This window comes from Streptomyces sp. NBC_01237, from assembly GCF_035917275.1.
Taxonomy (GTDB): Bacteria; Actinomycetota; Actinomycetes; order Streptomycetales; family Streptomycetaceae; genus Streptomyces.
Map to the genome: position 1 here is coordinate 1292361 of NZ_CP108509.1, position 23388 is coordinate 1315748.

The window sequence follows — 23388 nt, forward strand, 5'->3', positions numbered from 1 at the left end:
CATCTAAATTTCGTATGGATGCTTCACTAAATCGTCAGCCATGCAGTGGAGAAATTCATCACCCTGCCGAAATTTTGAGCATCCGTGCAGATCAGGGGCAGCTCAGCGAATTCACGGCGCCTGAGGGGTTGACCAGAAACACTGAGAGCCATAACTTTCCGAATCACGCAAGGCGCTCAACCGTCGAGCCCTTGAAAAGTCCTCGGTAAGGGTCGCGGGACGCACAAACCCGCCCAGGACAGTAATTCGGATAAATCCGAACCGGCGAATTATCCGCCGGATGGCAACACCGACGTCGACGGGTCCCCACCCCGCCGCCCCACTCCTCGGAGAGCCGCCGTGAACCGACGCACCTTCCTGTCCTCCGCCATCGCCACCGCACTCGCCGTCACCATGGTCCCCACCGCCAACGGTCAGGCCATCGCCGCGACTGATCCCCGCGCCTTCGACCGCGCCGACGCTCTTCTCGCCCGGATGTCCGCTGCCGACAAGGACGCCCTCATCCGGTGCGACTTCGCCGCCCTCAGCCACCTCGGTATCCCCGCCCTCACCATGGTCGACGCCTCCGCCGGACTGCGTGGCGAACAGAACGTCACCGCGTTCCCCGTACCCCTCGCCCAGGCCGCCACCTTCGACGAGGACCTCACGCGCCGCATCGGGGCCGCCATCGGCACCGAGGGACGCGCCAAGGGGTACAACAGCCTCCTCGGGCCGACCATCGATCTGACGCGGACCTGGCACTTCGGGCGCCAGGCCGAGAGCCTGGGAGAAGACCCGTTCCTCGCGGGCCGCCTCGGCGCCGCCCTCACCACCGGCATGCAGAGCCGTCAGGTCACGGCCACGGTCAAGCACTTCGCGGCCTACACCCAGGAAGTGAACCGCTTCTTCAGCGACACCCTGGTGTCCGACCGCGCGATGCACGAGATCTACCAAGCGCCCTTCCGCCGCGTCATCGCCGCCGCGCCCACCACCTCGGTCATGATGGCCTATCCCAAGATCAACGGGACCTTCGCCACCCAGAGCCCCACCCTCTTCAACGACGTCAAGTCCCGCCTCGGCCTCCAGGGTTACACCGTCCCTGACTTCTGGGCCGGCGACGACCAGGTAGCCGCCGCCAAGGCCGGCATGGACCTCGCAGGGCTCGGCCCCGGCGGCGTCAAGCTCGCACCCGGTGAGCTCACCCGCAGCGTGTCCACCGCACGGCTCGACGACGCCGCGCGCCGCATCCTCGTCACCATGTTCGCCAACGGCCTCGTGGACAACCCGGTCCCGGCACCGGCTCAAGACGTCAGCACCGCCGAACACAAGAGCCTCGCCCACGAAGCAGCCCTCGCCTCCACCGTGCTGCTGGCCAACCGTTCCTCAGCCCTGCCTCTGCCCACCAGGCTCAGGTCGCTCGCCGTCATCGGGCCCGCCGGAACCGACGCGCTCACCGGCGTCGCCGGCTCCACCTACGTCGACCCCGGCACCTGGACCACTCCCCTGCAGGCCATCAAGGCCCGTGCCGGCAGCGGCATCACCGTCACACACGCCCAAGGCACCACCGGCGACGTCCCCCTCAGCACCGTTCCCTCCGGCGTGCTGCGCACCACCACCGGTAAGGTCCCCGGCCTCACCGGCCGCTACTACGCCTCCCCCGAGCCCACCGGCACACCGGTCGTCACCCGCACCGACAGCGTCATCGACTTCACCAGCACTCCGGTCGACACCCTTCCCGCAATCTGGTCCGCGACCTGGTCAGGCACGCTGACCCCGACGCACAACGGCCTGCACCGCTTCTCCCTCCTGGCCGCGGGCACCGCCACCCTGAAGATCAACGGCGTCACCGTGGTCACCGGATCCCGTGGCACACGGCGCTTCTTCCTCGGCACTTACGACTATCCCCTCCAGGGCACCATCGACCTGGCCGCGGGCAGAACCGTGTCCCTCGAACTCACCTACAGCAACGCCACCGCCGACCCCGGCACCAGCGGCCTCACCCTCGGCTGGCAGCCCGGCTCCCTGATACCGGCCGCCGTCCAGGCCGCCACCAAGGCCGAGGCCGCCGTCGTCTTCGTCAACCGCATCGCCGGCGAAGCCATGGACCACGAACAGCTCGCCCTCCCCGCAGACCAGAACCAGCTCATCACCGCCGTCGCCGCCGCGAACTCCCGCACCATCGTCGTCCTGAACACGGACGGCCCCGTCGCGATGCCCTGGCTGAACGACGTCGAGGCCGTCATCCAGACCTGGTACGGAGGCCGCGGCATGGGCACCGCCCTCGCGGCCGTCCTGTTCGGCGACAGCGACCCCTCGGGCAGGCTGCCCATCACCTTCCCCGCCGACGCCTCCCAAGGCCCCGGCACCACGGCGGCGACGTACCCGGGCAAGAACGGCACCGTCTCCTACGACGAGGGAACCGCCATCGGCTACCGCTACTACGACGCCAAGGGGCAGCAGCCCCACTTCCCCTTCGGGCACGGCCTCTCCTACACGACCTTCGCCCACGGCTCCCCCGAAGCCTCCTACAGCGCCGCCAGCAGGATCGTGACTCTCTCCGTCACCGTCACCAACAGCGGTAGCCGCCCGGGCACCGAGGTCGTCCAGGTCTACGCCACCCTCCCCACGGCCGCGGCCGCCGAGGCGCGCCGACTCGTCGCTTTCCGTAAGACGACTCTCGCTCCCGGAGCCAGCCGGCGTCTCACCTTCACCATCTCCACCGACGACCTCACTGTCTGGACGTCCGGAACGTGGGCCCTGGTCCCCGGCCTCTACACCTTCGCAACGGCACGCAACGCCCGAGCCGTCACCGCGCAGAGGAGCCTCACCATCGGCTGATCCGGCAAGAGAATAACGGGTGCAGGAAGCAGAAGCCGATGCGAGCCGACAGACCATCACTTCGTCTGCGGTCCCATCAGCCCCCGTGGAGCGTCGCCCGCGACGACCACGGGGGCAGCACCGTGGCCTGCAAGCCTCGCTCACGGCGTCGTGCTGGGCAGCCAGCCGGGGCACCGCCTTCTGCGATGTCTACCTCAACATGATCGAGGCCCCTGCCGAACCCGCCCGCCTCGCAGCCGCCTTGGTCCGCTTCACTCCTGGCGCCCGCACCGACTGGCACAGCCACGCCAACGGCCAGATCCTCTACATCACCGACGGGATCGGCCTGGTCGGTACGCGCGACGGCAGCGTTGTGTGTCAGTGCCGGACAGACCGTCAAGTGCCCAGCCGGTGAGGAGCACTGGCACCGCGGTACCGACACCAGGCTCATGGCGCACATCGCCATGGTCGTAGGCGACACCGGCGGCGACGGCACCACATGGCTCGAACCCGTCACCGACGAGCAGTACACCCACGCCCTCAACAGTACGACCGGGAGCTGACCCGCCCGCACGCCACCAGGCCGCGACGTGAAACGACCGGAAAGGAAACTGGTCAGCAGGCTGGACCGTGCCACGAAGCACGAGATCCCACAACACCGAAGCCAGTCGCATGCCGAGGACGCCGGCACCTGGAGAACTGCTGCTCGGGAACGCGCTTTGCCCTCGTAGTCGGTGACGGCAACAGTGACGGCGCCACCGACTGGAGCTGGTCACCGACGGGCAGTGCGCAGACTCCCTCGCCAGGGGCCCTGCCTGGTCGGCGCGCCCGCCGCTCTCCCACACCACCTCGCCGGAAGGCGGCGGGCTGCCTCATATCCGGAAGCAGCCGCATGCCCTCGACGACCATAACCGCCCTGTCCGGGGCACCGCCCCGACTGGCACAGCGCCTGGTATCCGCGCCCGAACCGAGGCCAGGGACCGTGGTCCGCGCCCGCACGGTGGCGCTCAACAGCGCGGATACGTCCGTGCTCGCCGCCGACTACGAGCGCAGTCCATTCAGCAAGGCCGTGGGCGACGGGTTCCTGCGCGACATTCCAGCAGGGGCGTATCGAGCCGCGAGACGCCGGCACGCAAGCTGCACCCATCCGGATTCCTCTGAAGCCTGTACATACCTCGATTGTCCGGCGCGTACCGGGGAAGGGGAAAATTCTGCAAGGAGATGAGGCCACCGGCTCGGTTGCCGAGGGTAAGGAGACAGGTCTATGAGCAGTGTGTGGATGTACGGGCAGGACAGCGGCTACATGTCCCGGCAGTCGTTGGTGGGCTCACCAGGGCCCCGTGGGCCGGTCGCCCCTCCGCCGGGGGCGGCATGGAGCCCAGAGAGCGCAGCATGGTGTTGCGCTGCTCCAGTGCCCGGGCGGTGGTCGGGAAGAGCGTGAAGGCTGCCCAGGCGGTGGCGGAGCAGTGGCGGTGGCCTGCTCCCTGAACGGCGATGGCCTGCACGAGCGGACGGACCGCTCAGTGGCGCGAAGCGGTCGACGACGCGGCCCGGACCCCGAACCCCGGACCCCGAAGGGCTGCGGCTGACCCTGCCCTTCGAGCGGACGGCGCGGTGGCGGAGCTGGCCACGGCCGAGCAGCAGCGCTGTCCCTTCTTCGGCTTCCGGCGTGCCTGGCTGTCGGGCGGCCGGTGCCGGGCTGCCGGGGGTGCCTGGGTCAGGGGACGATGCGGGCGATCAGAGCGAGGAGTACGAGTGCTCCGAGCACGATCGCGGTGATCTGCCAGGTTCGCTTCTGCGAGGGAAGCACCAGCACGTGCGGGCCCCCGGAGGCGGGGAGCGGCTCGGCGGACTCGGTGTAACACCCGACAAGCCTGTGCCCGCTCCGGTGAAGGCGCACGCGGCGAAAGGGGCGGGCCGGCTGACAGCACCCTTCCGGCGGGGGGCGCGGCCCTTGCCCGGTACCTCCAGCGCGAAGGACACGAACGGCCGAGGAAACACGAAGAACCGGTCGACATCGACGGCCAACAGCACATCGTGAAGCTTGGTGTGTTCATCAGCAACACCAAGAGCCGTGGGGCGATGAGGCGAGGCTAGTAGGCGTGGTCGGCTGTGACGTCCGCCGAGAGGTCGAGAGCCCGTTGGGCGGCCGTGGCGCGTTGGGCCATGAGGGTCTGGGTGAGGGCATCGACAGTGGCGAGGTGGGCGATGCGGCTGGCGGTGGTCTCCAGGCCGAACACGAGGTCCTGCCCGCCTGCCACGAGAGTGTGGGTACTTGTCTCACTCAGCGGGGACTGGGCGTAGCTGGTGAGGGCGACGACGGTGGCGCCGGCTTCACGGGCGCGGCGTGCGGTGTCGACCGTGCTGCGGGTGGCGCCGGTGTGGCTGATCGCCAGGCACACGGCGCCGGCGGGGAGTTGGGCAGCGGCCAGTTGGGCGGTGAGGGGGTCGGTGGGGGCGTCGACGATGCAGCCCAGGGCGCGCAGGCGGTAGGCGGCGTCGATGGCCACGGCCGCGGAGAGCCCGGCGGCGGTCACGACGACATGGGGGGCGGCGTTCAGTGCGGCTGCTACTGCCTGGAGTTGCGCCGGGGTAAGGGTCGTGGTGAGTCCGTCGAGGGCTTCGTGGGAGGCGCGCAGGGTGTCATTGAGGGCGCGTGATGCGGGGTCGTCGTCAAGGTCGGGTGCGGGCATGCGGGCGGGGATCTGTCGCGCGGCGGCGATCTTCAGCTCCTGGTAGCCGCGGAACCCCAGGCGCTGGCACGCGCGGACGACGGAGGAGGACGCGGTGCCTGCGAGCTTGGCGACATCGCTGACGCTGAGCGCGACGAGATCGGGGCCTTGGTCGAGGATCACTTGGGCGACTCGGGCCTCGGTCTCGCGGAGCTCCGGGAGCCTCGCGCGCAGGTGGGACGTGAGACTGTATCCCGGTGCGGAATTTTGTTCCATGTGCTTAGAGTAGCGCGGAAATATGTTCCCCACCTGTTCCTGGCCGTCAGGAGTTCCCTCTCCATGCCCTCTTTCCTACCCGCGGGCGCCTTCGTTCCTGCGGCGGTGCTCAGCGCCGCCGTCCTGCATGCCGTGTGGAATGCCATGGCTCACCGCATCCCCGACAAGCTTGTCGGCTTCACGCTGATCAACCTCGCCTATACCGGATGCGCGGCCGTCATGGTCTGCTTCGTGCCGTTTCCTCCCGCCTCGGCGTGGCCGTTCATCCTGACCTCGGCCGTCCTTGAGGTGCTCTCACAGCTCTTCCTGCTGCGCGCCTACCAGCTCGGCGACTTCGGTCAGATGTACCCGCTGGCGCGCGGCACCGCTCCGTTGCTGGTCGCTTTCGCCGCAGTGAGCATCCTGGGCCAGTCCCTGACCGCGGTCGAGACCGCGGGCATCGTGGCCATCTCCGCAGGTCTGGCGGGGCTGGCCTTCGCCAACGGGTGGCCCGGACGCGCCCAGCTGCCCGCTCTGGCCGCAGCGGTGGCCACCGGCGCGGTCATCGCCGCGTACACCGTCATCGACGGCACCGGGGTACGCCACTCGGAGACGGTGGCCGGATACATCGCCTGGCTCTTCCTCCTCCAGGGACCGGTCCTGCCGCTTCTCGCCCTGGCCCGCCGCGGCCGCGCCCTGCCCGCCCAGCTCCGGCCCGACCTCGCCGTGGGCCTGCTGGGCGGCACCCTCTCCCTGCTCGCCTACGGACTCGTCATCTGGGCACAGGCCCACGGCGACCTCGCCACGATCGCCGCCCTGCGCGAGACCAGCATCCTCATCGCCGCGCTCATCGCCACCCTCATGTTCCGTGAACGCTTCGGCCGCCTGCGCCTGGCTGCGAGCGCGGCCGTCCTGACAGGCATAGCCGTCCTGGAACTCGCCCATCCTTGAACGTAGCCACGCCACTAAGAACACGGCCGACTCCCTCGCGACGCCGCCACCGCCGACACCCTCCACGACGACCTCGCCTGCGGGGAGGGGATCTCGGGGCCAGCCGCAAGGCGTGCGATCCACGCCGCCGCCCAGGCACCCACGTTCGCCGGATCGATCCGCGCCCTCCGTCAGGCCCGGGACATCCTCGACAACCCGGCCCTGACCGTCTACGACAACCCGCGCTCCTTCCTGATGTGCGTCTACAACCGCGAGCGGGCCCTGTGCCACCGCCTGGACACCGCTGAGACCCCGAGCCTGGACTGGTGCTGGCCGACCTGCGCGAACGTGGCGCGCACCGACCAGCACGCCGCCCAACTCCGCAACCACGCAAGTACCTTGGAAAAGCGGCCACGCCCGGCACCGCCCGGGCCCTCGAAGCCGCACACCTCGGGCTTGAGTGCCACGGCCATGGCCACAGGGTCGGGCGCTTCTCCGTGCTCGTTCCGTAAAACCGCCCCACAACCGGTTCGGGCACCGCTCTTCGCCGTCAGCCGGCAGGTCCGACGGCTGAAAGAGCTACGAACCGCGGATGCAGAAGAAGTCGCCCGGCTCACCGCTGACGTCGAGGCACTCGTGGGCGCCCCGAGGCCGCCCGGATCGTCACCCAGGCCGCCACTCCCGAGAAGGTCGGCGTGGGCACCGGACTGCTCCTGTAATGCCTGCGCCACCAGAGCCCGGACGAAAGCCTCGCCGTCGCCGAGACCGCCCTCAGGCACCGGAACATCGTCGCCGGCCTCGACCTCGCCGGCGACGAAACCCTGTACACCGCCCAACCCCACAGGGCCGCCTTCGACCTCGCCCACAGTGCTGGCATGCCATGCACCGTCCACGCCGGAGAAGCAGCAGGCCCCGAGAGCATGTGGGAGGCGATCGACATCCTCGGCGCCCGTCGCATCGGGCACGGTGTGCGCTGCACCTCCGACACCGCACTCCTGAACCGGCTCCGTACCGAGAGAATCGCCCTGGAGATGTGCCCCACCAGCAACGTGCAGACCGGCGCCGTCCGCAACCTGCCCGGCCACCCCGCCATCCCTCTCCTGGCTGCCGGGCTGCCTGTCACCATCAGCACCGACACCCGAACCACCTCCGATACGACCCTGCAACGCGAATCCGACGCACTACGGCACCTCAGCGGATGGACCAGCGAGTACGAGGCGCTCGCACAACAGAACGCCGCCCAGGCGTCCTTCAGCCCCCAAAGTGAATAGAGGCTAGTGATCTTGCTTTGTGGATCATGGCGTTGCGATACGTAGACATGAGTTGTCCGATGCCAAGTGGGATCGGATACGTCCGTGGATACCCCACCCTGTGCTGGGGCGGCCCCGGCTGAACGACCGGACAGTAGGTCAACGCCGGCGGGGAGGGCGACCTGCCCCGACGAGCACTGACCGATACCACAGCGGACCTCAACCGTCGACGAAGAGCGAAGACGCACCGCTGGGCACCGTGGCCCCACGTCATCGCTCTCAAGTTCAACACGTTGAACTTGACAGAGAACAACTTAGGCGCCAGCTCCCGCGCACGCACCCGCTGCAGCTTGTTCACCTCCGTCAGCAGACTGTCCAGGCGCAGCGCCCCCGGCTCCGCCTTCAGCTCGGAGAAGAACGTCACCCCGCCGCCCGCCGAGTCCTCGACACCGCCGTCCTCAGCGACCAGGTTGTCCAGCCGGGACCGAGTCACCGCCGAGAGCCGATCCACGGTGGCCTCGCAGAACCGTTCGTGGAAGGTGGTGACCGCCGAACCGACCAGGCGGGCGACGCGTCCCGGTGTCGGCGGCTCAGCGACCTGCCGGATCCTCGCCTCGGGCCGCGACTTGTACAGCGCGACCGCATCCGCCGTGAACTGCGGCGGACAGTTCATCACGACCACGAGATGTCCGTTCCCCGATCCTCAGGATCCAGTGTCTCGTGTGTCCATGATTCGAACTCAAGGCCGCGCCCGGTTCTGCCAGCCCTGCCCTACGACCGAGTGCCCAGCAGTACAGGAACGTCCAGCCGGCCATTGAGCATGAGGGAGGGGAAGTGCTGGAGGGCTGCGGCGGGTACGGCGATACGGATGCCCGGGAATCGTTCGAACAGTGCAGGCAGCGCTGTGGTGGCTTCGAGTCGGGCCAGCGGCGCACCGATGCACACATGAGGTCCGTGACCGAAGCCGGTGTGTCCGCCTTGCGGGCGTCGGGTGATGTCGAAGGTGGACGCCTCAGGACCGTAGCGTTCAGGGTCGCGGCCCATGGCCAGATAGTTGACCAGCAGAGGGTCTCCGCGCCGTACATCCGCGTCGCCGATCCGCACGGTCTGCGTGGCGTAGCGAGCAAAGAATGAGGCGAGGGGAGCGTCGTAGCGCAGGATTTCCTCGACAGCACCGGCCCACAGTGCCGGGTCTTCCGACGCGCAACGCAGTTGCTCAGGGTGGGCGAGCAGCGCACGAAGACCATTGACCAAGACGTGCACCGTGGTTTCGTGGCCCGCCCCGATCACCACCAGGAGGGTGCCGATCAACTCCTCGTCGGAGTAGGGTTCGTCGGCGCAAGCGGCCAGCAAGCCGCTGACGAGATCATCCCCGGCCTCCATCCGGCGACGAGTAATCAACTCGGTGATGAGCTCACGGATTCCCCGGACAGCGGCACTCTTCCGCTCGGCGGTCACGGCTTCACTGAAGAAGTCCTCGAACAGCACGCGCAACGTCTCATGCCAGCCCTCTGGGATCCCCAATAAAGCGCCAATGACCTTCATCGGAACCTGGAACGCGAAAAGGGTGCGGTAGTCGACGATCCCTCCGTCGCTGGCCGCGGATGCCTCGGCAAGTCGGTCCAGTTGCTCCTCGACGATGGCGCTCACCCGGCCACGCAGAGCTTCCACTCGTGTCGGCGTGAGTGTCCGGGCGAGCGGGGCCCTCAGTCGGCGATGCTCCACGCCGTCCACGGTGATCATGCTACGTGGCGTGTCCACGACGGCCCGCAAAGGCCAATCCGCCGGGACCTCTCCACGCTGCCAGGCGTGCCATACAGCGATGTCCTTCACGAAGCGAGGGTCGACCAGCAGTGCCCGCCCCAACGCGTCGGACGTCACCACCCAGGCAGCCAAGCCGCCTGGGAGCTCGACAGGGACAAGCGGTCCGAAGTGCCGGAGACGAGCCGCTTGACGGTGCAGATCACCGTCGGAGGGGGCGATCCGGAGAGCGGGGCGGGACAAGGCCAGATCCACGGGCGGTACTCCGTTTACCTAGGGGGGCAGGAAGGGGTAGGCCCCTGCTGTTTCCTCGCACCAGCATGAGGGAAATCGCACTCACGACGAAAGTGTCTCGGCTGAACTGCCGAGGCCAGCCTCAAAAGGATCAGTGAACCCTCGGGCGACAGAGCTCGGCACGTCGTGATCTGAGTCCACACGGCATGTCTCGTGCTCAGAGATGGGTGTCAAAGCCCACAGTGCCCAGTGCCCGAAGCTGGTCAGGGCCGTGGCGGCACCCGCACGAGACTGTCTCCCGCTCTCCTGGGTATCGGGGCCATGGATGGCTCCGACCCCAGGTGAGACCAAGGCGCGTTCTCCGATTCTCCGTCGACAGCGGACGACCGACCCCGGCTCATGTCGGCACTGCACAGCGAGACCCCGCACCATCGCCCGGGGTCTTGTGCTGTCGGCTGCGGTGACTGTTGGTGGTTCAGGTCGGGGGCGGCCTGGAGACGGTCGAGGCGTTCGTAGAGCGCGCGGACGAGGCGGGCCCGGTTCTGCACACTGCGCAGGGTGCCCTGGTGGGCTGTGTCGAGGCGGCGTTGTGTTTCGGCGAGGATGATCTCGGCCAGGGCGCGGGGCCCGGTGTCCTCGTCGAGGAGATCGGCATGGTGGCGGACGTCGGTGGCGACGGCGCGGGCGTAGCCGGTCAGCTGCAGGGCGATCTGCTCGAAGTCGTGCGGGGTGAGAGCGGCCGGGTCGGTCCAGGACAGGACTGCGGCGACCAAGCGTTCGTAGGGGGCGCGGTCCAGGGGTAACCGGGCTCCGAACATCCCGTGCGGGTCGTAAAGCACGGTGTGCGTGTTCGGTTTCATCAGCCCTCACCCCGGGTGGTTTCTCCTGGTCACCGGCGGCCGGCCGCCACCTGATGATCATTCGCCACCGTCACCCCCGCCGGATGGGTCTCCCCCGATTGCAACCTTATGCAACCCCCACTCACCCGCTCCGGACCAGGACGGCACGCCGGGACATCCTGGCAGGAATGCCACCCTCGCGCGGCACAAACAGGGAACTGCCGGAGCGGACACCGGCACGGCCGGGCGGTGTGGGACACCGGCCTGTCCGGTCGTTGAACCAGGTGGACGCGTCAGTGCGCAGAGAGGCCCCGGGCATCGCCCGGGGTCTCGTGCTGTCGGCGTGGTGTGCTCGTGGGTCGGGCGGGCTGGAGGCCGGCGGTCACGAGGCTGCGGATCATCTGTGCGCGGTCAGGTGCCCTCGGCCGCGGCCCGTGCGTCCAGAGGGCCGCCAGGACGTCGTCCGGGAGCCGGGTCCCGGCCTTCGTGCCCACCGCGGGGCGCCCGCCGACACTCGTGGGGCCGCACTCCTCCTCCACCGGGCCGAACAACATCTCCACGACGACGTCGTCCGCGTTGCGCTGCAGCCAGTCCTTCGCAGCAGCGTCACCCATGAACGTGCAGCCGCCTGCGGACGCCGAAACCGTTGTCCTGACGGCTGCTCCGAGGAAGAGGCGTAGGTCCTTCGGCCTCAGGAGGTGCGGTGGACTCCGCCTTCCGCGCTGGTGACTCGCCATTCGCCGCTCTCGCGGGTCAGGTGAATAGCCATGGACGCTTTGGGGTTCTTGTTCACGGTCGTCACGATGGCGGTGTTGTCACTGGCAGGTTCGACGACTCGGCCTCCCACCCCTCTGCGAAAGCACGCTGGTCCTCCGGAACGGTGCTTGCCTCTGCCTCGGCCTTCGCTTCCTCCGCCGTTTCCTTGGTGCGGCAACACGGTTGACCCGGTCGATGTCCCAGCTCCGCGCGAACAGCCGCGCCCTGGGCAACCACGACGCCGTCGTGCGGCCGGATCCATCCCGGCCGCACGACGGCGTTGTGAACTCTGCGTTCCCCTGTACGGGGAGGCCGCTTGCCGCAAGGGGTCATGCGGCTTGGTCACGGTCGCTGTCCGGCGTGCTGCGAGTGGTGCGGCCTGCCGGTCAGGGGCAGGTGGCCAGGAGGATGGAGACGACGGTGCAGGTCGCCGATCCGGTGTCGTTGGCTGCGTTGGGGTCGGTGGGTGAGGAGCCGGTGCGGGTGCCGGTGACCTGGACGGGGCCCAGCGACAGGAGCGAGAGCGGGACGCGGAAGGTCTTGTTCACGGAGGTTCCGTTGGCGATGGCGCCGTAGGCACAGGTGACGGTGCCGGTGGTGGTGGTGCATCCGGCGGACAGGTTCGTCGCGGTCGCGCCCGGGGGCAGCGTGGCGGTGACGGTTGCCGAACTCACGGCTGCGGGGCCGGTGTCGCGGGCGGTGAGGGTGTAGGTGAGGTAGGGGACCAGGATGCCCAGGTGCGGCTGTGCGGTGACGTCGACGTCGATGTCCGCGGTCGGCGGGGTGGCGACGGTGGTGGACTGGGCCGCGGTGTTGTTGCCGGGGACCGGGTCGGTCTCGGTGGCGGTGGCCGTGGCGGTGGCGGTCAGGGTGCCGGCCGCGGTCGGGGTCACGTTCACGTTGACGGTGGCCGACGCGCCGTCGGCGACCGTGCCCAGGGCGCACGTGACGGTCGGCGCGGTGATGACGCAGGAGCCCTGGGAGGCGCTCGCGGACGTGATGGTGCGGGCGGTCCCGGAGAGGGTGACCGTGGCAGTGGTGCCCGTGGCGGCGTCGGAGCCGTTGTTGCCGACGGTGGCGGTATAGGTGAGCGGGTCGCCGGCGTTGACCGGGTCGACTGAGTCGGCGACGGCCACAGTCAGATCGGCGTCGGGTACCGCGGTGGTGGCGGGGACGAAGGCGGCCGCGTAGGGAAAGGAGCCGAGGGGGAAGGTCGTGGTGACGGTGTTGGTGGCGGTGTCGATCACCGACAATGTGCCGTCGTAGCCGTTGGGGACGTATACCGAGGCGCCGTCAGGGGTGACCGCGGACTCGAACGGGCCATTGCCGACGCCAACGGTGGCGGTGACGGTGTTGGTGGCGGTGTCGATCACCGAGACCGAGCTTGCGCTGTTGTTGCTGGCGTAGGCGCGGGTACCGTCCGGGGACAGCGAGAGACCGAACGGGCCGATACCGACGGGGACGGTGGCGGTGACGGTGCTGGTGGCGGTGTCGATCACCGACACCGTGTGCGAGTTCTGGTTGCCGACATAGGCGCGGGTGCCGTCCGGGGTCATCTTGATGACGTTGGGTTTGGTGCCGACGCCGATGGTGGCGGTGACCGTGTCGGTGGTGGTGTCGATCACCGAGACGGTGTTGCCGTTGTTGTTGGAGACGTAGGCGCGGGTGCCGTTCGGGGACAGCGCGATGCCGAACGGGAGGGCGCCGACCGCGACGGTTCCGGTGACCGTGTTGGTGGCGGTGTCGACGACGGAGACAGTGTTCGCGCTGGAGTTGGCGGTGTAGAGGGTGCCGCCGTCCGGGGACACCGCGAGCTTGATGGGGCCGGTGCCGACCGCGATGGTCGCGGTGACGGTGTTGGTGGCGGTGTCGATCACTGACACCGAGGCCGAGCCGTTGTTGGCGGCGTAGGCGCGGGTACCGTCCGGGGACACCACCACACCGAGCGGGGAGGAACCGACGGGGATGGTCGCGACCGCCGTGTTGGTGGCGGTGTCGAGCGCCGTCACGGCGTTGTCGAGCAGGTCGGCGACGTACGCCACCGGGGCGGGCGGCAGCGCCTGCGCGGCGGGGGCGGGCAGTGCGACCAGCCCGGTGATGGCGAGCGCGCCGGCGGCGACCAGCGCGGAGAATCTTCGTCGCAGACGCGACGGGCGTAACGCGGAACGTGAGGACATCAGGCGTCTCAACCCTTCTTCGAGGCCCGCCCCGGCGTCAGGGTGTCGGAGGGGGCGACCCGAGGGCGCCGCGTGTTCACCGGCCCCCGGTCACCGCCACCGGGACGTACCCGCGACGGAGCGAACATCCTTGGCGGCCAAAGACGTTGGCCCCCTCGACTCGCTCAGCATGGCACTCCGGACTCCCGCATCAGGTGGGAACGAGCACATGCACGCTTCCCGCCCCCGAGCAGACGGCCCTGTCCCACCCCACGCGCCAGGGACCGCGCGGTCCAGCTGCGATCCTCCGGGCGGCCGCCCCTCGCAGCTCGGGGCGTCGTCGACTCGCCTGTCGGAGTTCCGAGTCCTTGCGGGATTCGGCCAAGGCAAGCCCCAAAGGCCCCGCATCTGCTCCCTGGTGAGCAGGTGCGGGGCCTTTGGGCCGTGGGTCTCCTCCTCCGCCGGCCAGGCGCGCGCTGCCGACCTTCTTCAGCAGCGAGACGCTGTTGTTGAAGTCGTACCAGCGCGCGGGGGGGGCCTGGTGCCGAGGACGTCCTGGACACGGTGGTGGGCTTCGTCCGGCGGGCGGTGGAGCTGGCGGGGGCACGCTGCCGGTGTACCGGGTGGCGCTGGCCGCCAGGCACCATCGCGGCCTGGTCCACGAGCAGGCCGCGTGACGTACGGCCAGGCCAAGGCCCGGCAGATCATCGAGCAGTCGGTGCGCGGGGAGGCCGCGGCGAAGATCAGCCCGGCGGACCTGATCCCTATCGCACTGGAGAAGGTGGTGAAGGCCGGACTGGAGCTGCCGGGATTTTCCACGACAAAGAACCCCACCGAGGCCGCCCGCCTCGATCCGTACGGTCATGGGGGGCGCACGGGCTTTTGTGCACTCAACAGCCGGCTCGCCAGCCTGGCTTCGCCTTCCTTGCTCCGCCGGACACCCGCAGCTCAGCGGCGAATCCGGACGAGGGTGCTGCGGCGATTGAGGGGCACGCGTGGGTCAGAGCGGGCACCGTGTGTGCACGCAAAATCCCTGCCGGGTGTTCACATGAGCCTCACAACTGCCGGCTGTGATTCTGTGCGCCCTGGTGACGGCGTGGTGCTGCCCCGACGATGCGCTCACGGTTCAGACCGCCGGTACCTGGCGGCGTCTCATGGGCCGGGCCGGGAGCCCTCGGCCTCCCCTCGCGCCAGGTCTGCCGTCGGCGGGCCTGGGCACCCTCCGGAAGGACGTCCATGTCAGGCAGACCCAGAGCTCTGCTCCGCCTGCTGGTGCCCGCGGTACTCGCCGCCGGCGCCCTCGTGCCGCTCACGGCAGGCGCGGCTTCCGCCGCGCAGCCGATCTGCGTGAGCGGCACCCTGCAGTTCGACTACCAGTCCGCCGAGGGGGGCATCCCCAAGCCGACTCTGACCCGGGGCGCCCGCAACGCCTCGGTCGAGCTCTGGGGCCGGGAGCAGGCAACCGACACCGACCACAAGCTGAACACCGACACCCAGCTGACCGGAGCGGCCAACGGCTCGTTCAACCTCTGCTACACCCCGGTCAACACCACCGCCATGGACCACCTGTTCGTGCGGTTCGCCACCCGCAGCAACCAGGTGTGGCGGGTCGCCAACTCCACCGGCACGGTCTACACCCACGACACGCCGACACTGTCGAACGTATCGGCGAACGTCGCTCTCGGCACCGTCAAACCGACCACCGCGACCCGCGCCTGGCACGCTTTCGACACCGTCAACTCGCTGTGGTCGCGCCGGGCCAACTCGACCACACCGTGCTGGACGACCGCCGAGACCAACGCCGCGACCTGCACCACACTGACGGTGCGCTGGCAGACCGGCTCCAACGACGGCCCGTACTACGACCTGTCGAACACCGTCCACCTGGCCGACGCCGACCCGGACTCCGAGCACACCCTGCTCCACGAAGCGGGCCACTTCTTCCAACACCGGCTCTACAACGGCACCTGGCCCACCATCACCAACTGCAACCCGCACTACATCCAGCTGGTGTCGTCCGCGACCTGCGCCTGGACCGAGGGCTTCGCCGACTCTGCGGCCGCCTACCTCCTGGGCGACCAGCGCTACGTGTTCCCGGACGGCTCGTCCTACCCGTTCACCCCTGCCGCGGGCTGGCAGACCGGCGACCAGGTGCAGGGCAACGTGGACGGCTCGCTGCTCCAGCTGTGGAACCAGGTGGACGGCAGCTGGGACCGCACCATCACCACTCTGGCCTCGCACACGCCCTCCACCTTCGCCGACTGGTTCAAGAACGTCCGCCCGACGGCCGTGCCGCCGCTGTCCACCACGGGCTCGGCGCTGACCGCGCTGGACACGTACGCCATCAACTACGGCCCCACGGTCGTCGGTGACAACGCCTACCACGCGCTCAGCAACGGCGGTGGCGTCGCCCTCCAGCGGGGCACGGGCTGCAGCGTCGCCATCTCCGCGGTGGCCCAGTTCGCCGCCCTGGACACCTCCCGGGCATCCCAGCGCTGGAAGTTCGTCGCCAACGGCGACGGCACCGTGCGGATCTACGACAGCTGCACCGTCCCGCTCTACCTGACCGCGCCGACCACCGCCGGCGGCCAGATAGCCCTCCAGGCCGTCAACCTCGGCGCCGCCAGCCAGCGCTGGCAGGTGACACAGAACTCCGCAGGCACCTACACCCTGACCAACCCGGCCACCGGCTTCGTCCTCGACGGCAACGCGACCGCGGGCCAGGCCGTCACCGCCAACACCGCATCCGCCGGCTCGGCCAGCCAGAAATGGGCGTCGGTCTTCTCCATCTCCTGACACAGCCCCCACCCCGGCCCTGATGATCCACGACCCACAGGCACAGACTTCAAAACCCTGGCGGTTGCCCGCACTCAAGAAGCCCCCGCACGGCCAGGACGATCGTGCGCCCGGGGCGTGATCGCCCGGCCGGGCGATCACGCCCCGGGCGGGCAAGGAAAAAGGGATGACTGCGCAACTCCTGTGCGTCGAGTTCCACTGGCGATCGGCAGGCAGCGGGCGGATCACAGCGCGGCCGCAGCCCTGGAGGCCGAGTGCCACCTCACCGCCCGCAGAGCGGTCGAATCTCCCCTCCCACCGGTCTGACCAACACTCGCAGACCGGGGCCGCCCGGAACCTCCGGACGGCCCCGCCTCCCTCGCCCAAGCCAGCATCGAGAAACAAGCCGATCACCTCCCATGACAGCGGCTTGCCAACCAGCGCGCTGCACCTTCGCCAACTACGCAGCGAAACATCCCTCTGGCCAGCGACAAGCTGCACCGCCACTTGCCAACAAGGCTGCGTAGTCACAGTCGGTACAACGGTGAGAGGGATCGATCCGGGAGGGCTGCGTGACCGCACACGAAGAAGCGACAGAACGCGCAAAGCGTTATGAAAGGCTTGCCGTGTACTGGGCCAAGAGGGCGCAGGAGGGCGATGCGGGTGCAGCACAGCCGGCTCAGACGTTCGAGTCGCTGACGGTCATTGCCCGGATGGAGCACATGGACTGGCGCATGCGGGTGCTCGGTGACCAGCTCGGAGACGTGAAGAAGTCGATGGACGGTTTCCGCCGCAAGCTGCCCGAGCGATGACATTCATCAGCCTGCAGCGGGTGTACTTGCCGTGGGGCCGCGACCAATGCCTCCGATGACGCGGCCAAGCCGGTGCCGGTCCGCGTCGCGCTGCCCGCCGACCAGGGCGGCGTACGTCTGGTGCGGGAGCGTGCCGGAGCGGGGGGGGGCCGTCGTGGTCGTGGCCGTACACCCGGCTGCGCCAGCAACGCGCTGATCACCAGGAGCAGCGCGTGGGCCCCGCTACCTGCGGGCGAGCGGCAGCTGGTCTCTCGTCCGCGATCCGTTGCTGGTCCCGCCGCTGGGTGTCCGCGGGTCTCCCTCGATTGCAACCCTATGCACCCCCCACGCACCCGCACCACACCAGGACGGCAGGCCGGGACACCCGGGCGGGAATGCCGCCCTCTCCCAGCACAAGCGAGAACTGTCTGGCGGGCTGGAGGCCGGCGTTCAGGCTGCGGATCATCTGTGCGCGCGAGGTGCCCCCGGTCGCGGCCCGTTCGGCCGCGACGTCGTCCGGGACCCGGGTCTGTTCCGCGGATACGTGATGCGGGAAGCGCATACGGCGACGCGTCAGTGAGTGTTTGAGGTTCTGGGTCGTTTTCGGGCTCGGTTCGAGGTTTGCATCAGACCCCTCGCAGTCGCGGCAGTCGGCGGCGTACTCCGCCCGGACAGGCAACTCAACGGAATCGTGGTGTCATGTCGGCACACCAGAAACCGGTACGCCATGCCGGAGACACACGCGGCCACCGCAGCAGGAACAAGCGCCGCCCCGTGCTTCGGGCACCCAGATCGCCGCGGGCACGCCCCGGCACGCCGTCCCTTTCCTGATACGGACCGTTGAGGTGACGACTCTTTCCGCCACACCGCGCGTCACCATCCCGACCCGCCCCCGGGGGTTAGAGGATGAGCGGGCTGCGTCCGGGTTCCAGTCCCTGTTTGGCGCCAGCCCCCGGAGGCTCCCGGGACGACGCCGTCACACCGCCCATCCCGGGAGCCCCCGGCAGCCGCACCTCTTCGCCGGGCAGGTTCGCCCTCACGCCCTCGGCATAGCCGCCGTGCTCCACGCGGCACAACGGGATTTCTCGCCGGGCGGGCTGAGTGGGCGCACGATCAAAAGATCTGGCGGGCCTTCGGCCCTCCGAGCCCCGTCGGCCGCTACGGCTATGGCTTCGAGGTACCGCGGCGGTATTCGGCGTTGATCCGCTGGGCTTCCTCCAGCTGGTCTTCGAGGATGACGATGCGGCAGGCCGCTTCGATCGGGGTGCCCTGGTCGACGAGTTCCCGGGCGCGGGCGGCGATGCGCAGCTGGTAGCGGGAGTAGCGGCGGTGGCCGCCCGCGGAGCGGAGTGGGGTGATGAGGCGGGCTTCGCCGATGGCGCGGAGGAAGCCCTGGGTGGTGCCGAGCATTTCGGCGGCCCGGCCCATGGTGTAGGCGGGGTAGTCGTCGTCGTCGAGACGGCCGAACGAGTCGTCTGCTGTCACTTGCACCTCTCATGGAACGCGTTGGAGGGGCCCGGGTGCCATGTGGCACCCGGGCCCCGAAGGAACTGCTACACCATCAGCCGGCCCTGATCGGCTGCGCCGGCCTTCTTGTTCCGCACGAGCTCACGGGGGTGAGGGCGTGTGCGGGGATCGCGGTTGCTTGACCGGAGACCACCTCACTATCGATGTCCTGCGGTACCCGGGCTCAAGACTTCCGCCCGGGCGATCCTGATGGCGGTCAACTCCTCCGTTCTTCCCTCTGGGATCACTCACTTACCTACTACTGGTACTGCTTTGTTGCGTACTGCTGGTGGCCTGCGAAAGCGCCACACTCTTCGGCAGCCAGCCCCGTCGCCCGTCCTGCATCCGCTCTGGCTTGGAACCCCACTGCCGAACCTCCCGGCACGCGCGCCCGCAGCCGACGCCTTCACCGAGGAACTACTCGTTTACCTCACTGCTGGGTAGTGCACTTACGTGTACTGCTACCTGCGGATACCGCGGTACTGCTCACGGCGGCCCCTGACAGCTGCGGGCCACCCGGTCCGGCCGTCAGTCCCGTCGCCTTCCCGCAACAACCCTGGCTCCGGAACTCCACCACCGCACCGCACTGCGAACTACAACTACGGGTACAACTGCCTGGCAGTTCGTTTCTGCCGGGCCCTGCTCGATCTCGGCTACGAGAGAAACCATAACCACACCACCACCCGATGTCTACTCCGGCCACCACAGATTTTGGCGTGCACAGCGGGGAGGTAATCAGCCTCGAACGGGGATGGGAGGCGGGAGCGAGCCGGGTTAACGAGCCGCAGGCCGGGCACAAGCCCCGGACGGGCAGAACCGGACATGATGATCCAGAGACCGGGGTGACCTGATGAACACCATGAGCATCGACGCCGTAACCGTCCGCTCCGCGACATCCGTCGCCGACGCACGCGAGAACACTCGGAACTTCCTCGACAGCCTCCGGCAGCCGCCCATCGCGGCCGAGGCCGCCGACACCGTGGTCCTGGTCGTCTCCGAACTCGTCACCAACGCCCTGCGCCACGGCGGCGGCACCTGCACCCTGAACCTCACCACGCACCCCGACAGCGTCGAAGTCGCCGTGCACGACTCCAGCCCGCAGGCACCACGCGTCCGCACCCCCGACCTGACCGGCGGCACGGGGGGCTTCGGATGGCCCATGGTCAACCACCTCGCCCGCACCACCGCCATCACCCACCAGGCAGCCGGCGGCAAGACCATCACCGCCTTCCTCCCCCGGTAGCACCGGAGCACCCGGGGCGCGGGCGGGTGTACCGGCTGCTTCCCACAGAGAGGTACGTGCACAACCGGACCGGACACCACCGCCCGACGCGGTAGCCAGTAGCAGCCCGACCTGGCCGCCGCCGTCTTGTTCCTGCACCCATCAGCGGGCGGCGTGCCCGAACGCGGTCAGCGGGACACGCTCCCACGGTCCGGGCCCGTCGATCCAGGTCCACGAGATCTGCGTTCAGCGCGAGCGGGCACGTCATCCCACGCCGGTCGTCGGCGGGGACCGGTCCGATCTGGTCCCGCCAGGCCACCGGGTCACGCCCGTCAATGCGCGACGGGAACGACCTGGCGGACCTTCGGCAGGACAGACGGCTGGACAAGACCATGGGCGTCTTCAGCTACTTTGTGCACTCGCCCCGCCGCTGTGCGCTCGTCAAACGTCTCGGCACGCGATGAGGGTCCGACCGGCGCTGCCGGTCGGACCCTCACTGCTGCTTGGTGGCGGTTCACGCCTGCCCGCCGGTCAGACGGCGGCAGGGGCCCCGAGCATCGCGGAAGCCTGGTGGAACGGGCTGAGGGCCCGCCCAGGTCCGGGTGCGGCAGTACGGAGAGTACTGGAGCAGGTGAAGCCGAGTCGGCTCATGGCGCGGAGGATTTCGCCGGCGCTGAAATCGCGGCGGTCCTGGTGCGTGAGGACCTGCCCGACCTGCTTGACAGGGTAGGTACGGCGGCCGATGATCACGGACTCGCCGATGACCTGTTCGGGCTTGACGCCCTTCATGGATTCCAGGACGCCGTTCCTGGTGAGGTCGAACGGGAAGCGGGCGATGACACAGCGCATGATGCCTCACAGGGAGAAGAAGAGAGGGTTCTGCCGCGGTGAGGCGGTTCAGCGAGCAAGGGCGAGGACGCCCGGAGCACTGCCCTGCTCGTCGACGACCGGTTGGACACCGAGCCGGCGGCCGCCCATCGCGTGCTGGGCATCGGCGACCGTGGTCACGGGTGAGGTGAACGGCCCGCGGTTGTCGAGCATGTCGCGCAGCTGAACCCTGTCCGTGTATGCGGAGCTGTCACGGGCGGTGGCGAGCTGGGCCTGGGTGACCAGTCCAGTGCACAGGCCGTCGTTGTCGCAGACGAGCAGGTGCCCGGTGCGGGCACTGGCCATGACGGACAGGGCCACCTCGATGGTCATGTCGTCGCAGACCTGCGGTCCGGCCGTGTCCATGGCGTCGGCCACCGTCCTGTGCGCGAGGGTGGCGCTCTCCGAGCGGGGTTGCATCTGAACCAGCGTCAAAATGTGCCTCCTGCAGAGATGGGTCAGTTTCCTGATCACGAAGGTTCTAGGCCGCCGAATCGAAGGAGGACTGCCGCACGATCGTGCGCCGGGCAGCGGAAGCGGGGCTGCGCCGGCCGCGGGAGGCCGCGCTGCGGCTGCGCTGACGCCGCTCGGCTACCGGCGCGGTGATCGTCACGGGAATGCCGGAGGGGGTCTGGGCACCGGTGATCCGGCTGAGTGCCTCTTCCCCGGAGCGGACCGGGGTGGTCTGGGGGACGATGCCGGCGGCGGCCATGAGGCGGGTCATGTCGCGGCGCTGGTTGGGGGTGACCAGGGTGACGACGCTGCCGGACTCCCCTGCCCGCGCGGTGCGGCCGCCGCGGTGGAGGTAGTCCTTGTGGTCGGTGGGCGGGTCGACGTTGACGACGAGGTCAAGGTTGTCGACGTGGATGCCGCGTGCCGCGACGTTCGTCGCGACGAGCACAGTGACGTGCCCGGTCTTGAACTGGGCCAGGGTCCGGGTGCGCTGCGGCTGCGACTTCCCACCGTGCAGGGCCGCTGCCCGCACCCCGCTGTTCAGAAGATCCTGGGTGAGCCGGTCGACGGCGTGCTTGGTGTCCAGGAACATGATCACCCGGCCCTCGCGCGCCGCGATCTGTGTCGTCGTCCGGTGCTTGTCAGTGCCGTGGATGTGCAGGACGTGGTGCTCCATCGTGGTGACCGCGGCTGCGGACGGGTCGACGGAGTGCACCACCGGGTCGGTGAGGTAGCGGCGGACCAGGAGATCGACGTTGCGGTCGAGGGTTGCGGAGAACAGCATCCGCTGGCCCTCGGGGCGTACCTGGTCCAGGAGCGCGGTGACCTGCGGCATGAAACCCATGTCGGCCATCTGGTCGGCCTCGTCGAGGACGGTGATCGCGACCTGGTTCAGCCGGCAGTCACCCCGGTCGATGAGGTCCTTGAGGCGGCCCGGCGTCGCGACGACGACTTCGGCACCACGGCGCAGTGAACTGACCTGCCTGCCGATCGGCATTCCCCCGACGACAGTGGCCAGGCGCAGCCTCACCGAGCGGGCGTAGGGGGTAAGAGCGTCGGTCACCTGCTGTGCCAGTTCACGCGTGGGCACGAGGACGAGGGCGAGCGGCTGGCAGGGCTCGGCACGCTGCCCGGTGGTGCGGGCCAGCAGGGCCAGGCCGAAGGCGAGGGTCTTGCCGGAGCCGGTGCGCCCCCGGCCGAGGACATCGCGGCCCGCGAGGGTGTTGGGCAGGGTCGCGCCCTGAATCGGGAACGGGACGCTCATGCCTTGCACGGTGAGCGAGGCCAGCAGCTGCTCGGGCATGTCGAGGTCGGCGAACGTCTCAACGGCGGGCAGCGCGGGAGTGATCGTCTTCGGGAGGGCGAACTCGCCCGAGGCCGTCGCGGGCCGCCGGCCGTGGCCGCCCTGGCGGTTCGGCGCTCCGGAACGGCTCGGGGCGGGCGAGCCGAAGCGGCTGCCCCGGTACGAACCGGCGCCGGAGCCGGAAGCGGGACCGCCGGTACGGCTGCGGGTGCGGGAGGAGCGGTCATTCGTACGTGTGGGGTTCATTCAGAACCTTCCTTGATACGGCACGTATCAAGGAATTCCCGCAGCGGAAGAACAGCGCGGGGAATCACAAGAACGGGCCGAAAAGAATGCGAAAGTAAAATCTCGCCTGCGGCGAACCCGGCGGGGCGCAGACGGCAAAATTGGTGACGCCATGCGGACGTGAAATCCAGGACGTCGACGGGATACAGCTCCGAAAGAGCGAGCACCCTGGGAGAAGATCCTGCGGGCGGCGTATGTCCCGCAGGTGACACTCATGCGGGAAATGCCCGTAGCTGGGGCCCGCACCCCGAGGGATGCGGGCCCCAGCTACGAAGTACGCGTCAGCGTCAGGCGGGAACGATGTTCTCGGCCGTCGGGCCCTTCTGGCCCGACGCGATGTCGAAGGTGACCTTCTGGCCTTCGATCAGCTCACGGAAGCCCTGGGCGGCGATGTTCGAGAAGTGGGCGAACACGTCAGCGCCGCCACCGTCCTGCTCGATGAAGCCGAAACCCTTGGCCGCGTTGAACCACTTCACAGTGCCTGACGCCATGTCATATCTCCTTTGGGGCAGTACGCCGGAACCCGCAATCCACGGA

Annotated in this window: 17 protein-coding genes and 1 pseudogene; 7 read left to right on the forward strand and 11 right to left on the reverse strand. The window is 69.0% G+C overall.

All coding sequences use genetic code 11. The features are described from left to right. Nucleotides 1-339 precede the first annotated feature (339 nt). Nucleotides 340-2817, forward strand: a complete 2478-nt coding sequence (locus OG251_RS41840; protein WP_326682505.1) for a beta-glucosidase — start codon at nt 340-342, stop codon at nt 2815-2817. Nucleotides 2818-2944: 127 nt separating this feature from the next. Further along, a pseudogene (locus OG251_RS41845) lies at nt 2945-3359 on the forward strand (cupin domain-containing protein). 1530 nt (nt 3360-4889) lie between these two features. Here OG251_RS41845 and OG251_RS41850 read toward each other — a convergent pair. After that, nucleotides 4890-5744 carry a MurR/RpiR family transcriptional regulator gene (locus OG251_RS41850; RefSeq protein ID WP_326682506.1) on the reverse strand — a complete coding sequence of 285 codons (855 nt, stop codon included), beginning with the start codon at nt 5742-5744 and terminating at the stop codon, nt 4890-4892. Between the two features lie 63 nt (nt 5745-5807). On the opposite strand from OG251_RS41850, the gene OG251_RS41855 reads away from it, so the two are divergent. Next, entirely contained in the window at nt 5808-6674 is an 867-nt protein-coding gene (locus OG251_RS41855; protein WP_326682507.1) for an EamA family transporter, read from the forward strand. A gap of 701 nt (nt 6675-7375) precedes the next feature. Continuing rightward, a complete protein-coding gene (locus OG251_RS41860; RefSeq protein WP_326682794.1) occupies nt 7376-7924 on the forward strand; it encodes an adenosine deaminase family protein in 549 nt (182 codons plus the stop codon). On the opposite strand, the gene OG251_RS41865 is transcribed toward OG251_RS41860, so the two are convergent. The 5 genes from OG251_RS41865 to OG251_RS41885 form a co-directional block, all read right to left on the reverse strand. Further along, nucleotides 7905-8585, reverse strand: a complete 681-nt coding sequence (locus tag OG251_RS41865) for a hypothetical protein (RefSeq protein WP_326682508.1) — start codon at nt 8583-8585, stop codon at nt 7905-7907. The two genes, OG251_RS41860 and OG251_RS41865, sit on opposite strands and share 20 nt — an antisense overlap. Nucleotides 8586-8674: 89 nt before the next feature. Continuing rightward, a complete protein-coding gene (locus OG251_RS41870) occupies nt 8675-9787 on the reverse strand; it encodes a cytochrome P450 (RefSeq protein WP_326682509.1) in 1113 nt (370 codons plus the stop codon). Nucleotides 9788-10161: 374 nt separating this feature from the next. Next, nucleotides 10162-10758 carry a DUF6415 family natural product biosynthesis protein gene (locus OG251_RS41875; protein ID WP_326682510.1) on the reverse strand — a complete coding sequence of 199 codons (597 nt, stop codon included), beginning with the start codon at nt 10756-10758 and terminating at the stop codon, nt 10162-10164. A gap of 272 nt (nt 10759-11030) precedes the next feature. Further along, nucleotides 11031-11351: a hypothetical protein gene (locus OG251_RS41880; RefSeq protein WP_326682511.1), complete on the reverse strand. Its 321-nt coding sequence runs from the start codon at nt 11349-11351 to the stop codon at nt 11031-11033. 528 nt (nt 11352-11879) lie between these two features. Continuing rightward, nucleotides 11880-13670 (reverse strand): YVTN family beta-propeller repeat protein, encoded by a 1791-nt coding sequence (locus OG251_RS41885; protein WP_326682512.1) that lies wholly within the window; start codon nt 13668-13670, stop codon nt 11880-11882. A gap of 1215 nt (nt 13671-14885) precedes the next feature. Here OG251_RS41885 and OG251_RS41890 point away from each other — a divergent pair. Beyond that, nucleotides 14886-16445 carry an RICIN domain-containing protein gene (locus OG251_RS41890; RefSeq protein ID WP_326682513.1) on the forward strand — a complete coding sequence of 520 codons (1560 nt, stop codon included), beginning with the start codon at nt 14886-14888 and terminating at the stop codon, nt 16443-16445. Between the two features lie 551 nt (nt 16446-16996). Next, the gene (locus OG251_RS41895; RefSeq protein ID WP_326682514.1) at nt 16997-17236 is read left to right on the forward strand and encodes a hypothetical protein; all 240 of its coding nucleotides are present in this window, start codon (nt 16997-16999) and stop codon (nt 17234-17236) included. Nucleotides 17237-18379: 1143 nt separating this feature from the next. On the opposite strand, the gene OG251_RS41900 is transcribed toward OG251_RS41895, so the two are convergent. After that, entirely contained in the window at nt 18380-18700 is a 321-nt protein-coding gene (locus OG251_RS41900) for a MerR family transcriptional regulator (protein WP_326682515.1), read from the reverse strand. 871 nt (nt 18701-19571) lie between these two features. Between OG251_RS41900 and OG251_RS41905 the strand changes: the two genes are divergently transcribed. After that, nucleotides 19572-19964 carry an ATP-binding protein gene (locus OG251_RS41905; protein ID WP_326682516.1) on the forward strand — a complete coding sequence of 131 codons (393 nt, stop codon included), beginning with the start codon at nt 19572-19574 and terminating at the stop codon, nt 19962-19964. Between the two features lie 510 nt (nt 19965-20474). Here the strand turns inward: OG251_RS41905 and OG251_RS41910 are convergent. The 4 genes from OG251_RS41910 to OG251_RS41925 form a co-directional block, all read right to left on the reverse strand. Continuing rightward, nucleotides 20475-20792 carry an SCO5918 family protein gene (locus OG251_RS41910; RefSeq protein ID WP_326682517.1) on the reverse strand — a complete coding sequence of 106 codons (318 nt, stop codon included), beginning with the start codon at nt 20790-20792 and terminating at the stop codon, nt 20475-20477. Between the two features lie 48 nt (nt 20793-20840). Continuing rightward, nucleotides 20841-21245, reverse strand: coding sequence for a CBS domain-containing protein (locus OG251_RS41915; RefSeq protein WP_326682518.1), 405 nt, complete (start codon nt 21243-21245; stop codon nt 20841-20843). A 46-nt stretch (nt 21246-21291) separates the two neighbouring features. Beyond that, nucleotides 21292-22812: a DEAD/DEAH box helicase gene (locus OG251_RS41920; protein ID WP_326682519.1), complete on the reverse strand. Its 1521-nt coding sequence runs from the start codon at nt 22810-22812 to the stop codon at nt 21292-21294. 326 nt (nt 22813-23138) lie between these two features. Then, the gene (locus tag OG251_RS41925) at nt 23139-23342 is read right to left on the reverse strand and encodes a cold-shock protein (protein ID WP_326682520.1); all 204 of its coding nucleotides are present in this window, start codon (nt 23340-23342) and stop codon (nt 23139-23141) included. Between the last annotated feature and the right edge of the window lie 46 nt (nt 23343-23388).

Coding starts and splice junctions, on each gene's coding strand:
- OG251_RS41855 (WP_326682507.1), top strand. CDS start 5,808: ATGCCCTCTTTCCTACCCGCGGGCGCCTTCGTTCCTGCGGCGGTGCTC.
- OG251_RS41905 (WP_326682516.1), top strand. CDS start 19,572: ATGAACACCATGAGCATCGACGCCGTAACCGTCCGCTCCGCGACATCC.
- OG251_RS41890 (WP_326682513.1), top strand. CDS start 14,886: ATGTCAGGCAGACCCAGAGCTCTGCTCCGCCTGCTGGTGCCCGCGGTA.
- OG251_RS41925 (WP_326682520.1), bottom strand. CDS start 23,342: ATGGCGTCAGGCACTGTGAAGTGGTTCAACGCGGCCAAGGGTTTCGGC.
- OG251_RS41850 (WP_326682506.1), bottom strand. CDS start 5,744: ATGGAACAAAATTCCGCACCGGGATACAGTCTCACGTCCCACCTGCGC.
- OG251_RS41885 (WP_326682512.1), bottom strand. CDS start 13,670: ATGTCCTCACGTTCCGCGTTACGCCCGTCGCGTCTGCGACGAAGATTC.
- OG251_RS41880 (WP_326682511.1), bottom strand. CDS start 11,351: ATGGGTGACGCTGCTGCGAAGGACTGGCTGCAGCGCAACGCGGACGAC.
- OG251_RS41920 (WP_326682519.1), bottom strand. CDS start 22,812: ATGAACCCCACACGTACGAATGACCGCTCCTCCCGCACCCGCAGCCGT.
- OG251_RS41910 (WP_326682517.1), bottom strand. CDS start 20,792: ATGCGCTGTGTCATCGCCCGCTTCCCGTTCGACCTCACCAGGAACGGC.
- OG251_RS41875 (WP_326682510.1), bottom strand. CDS start 10,758: ATGAAACCGAACACGCACACCGTGCTTTACGACCCGCACGGGATGTTC.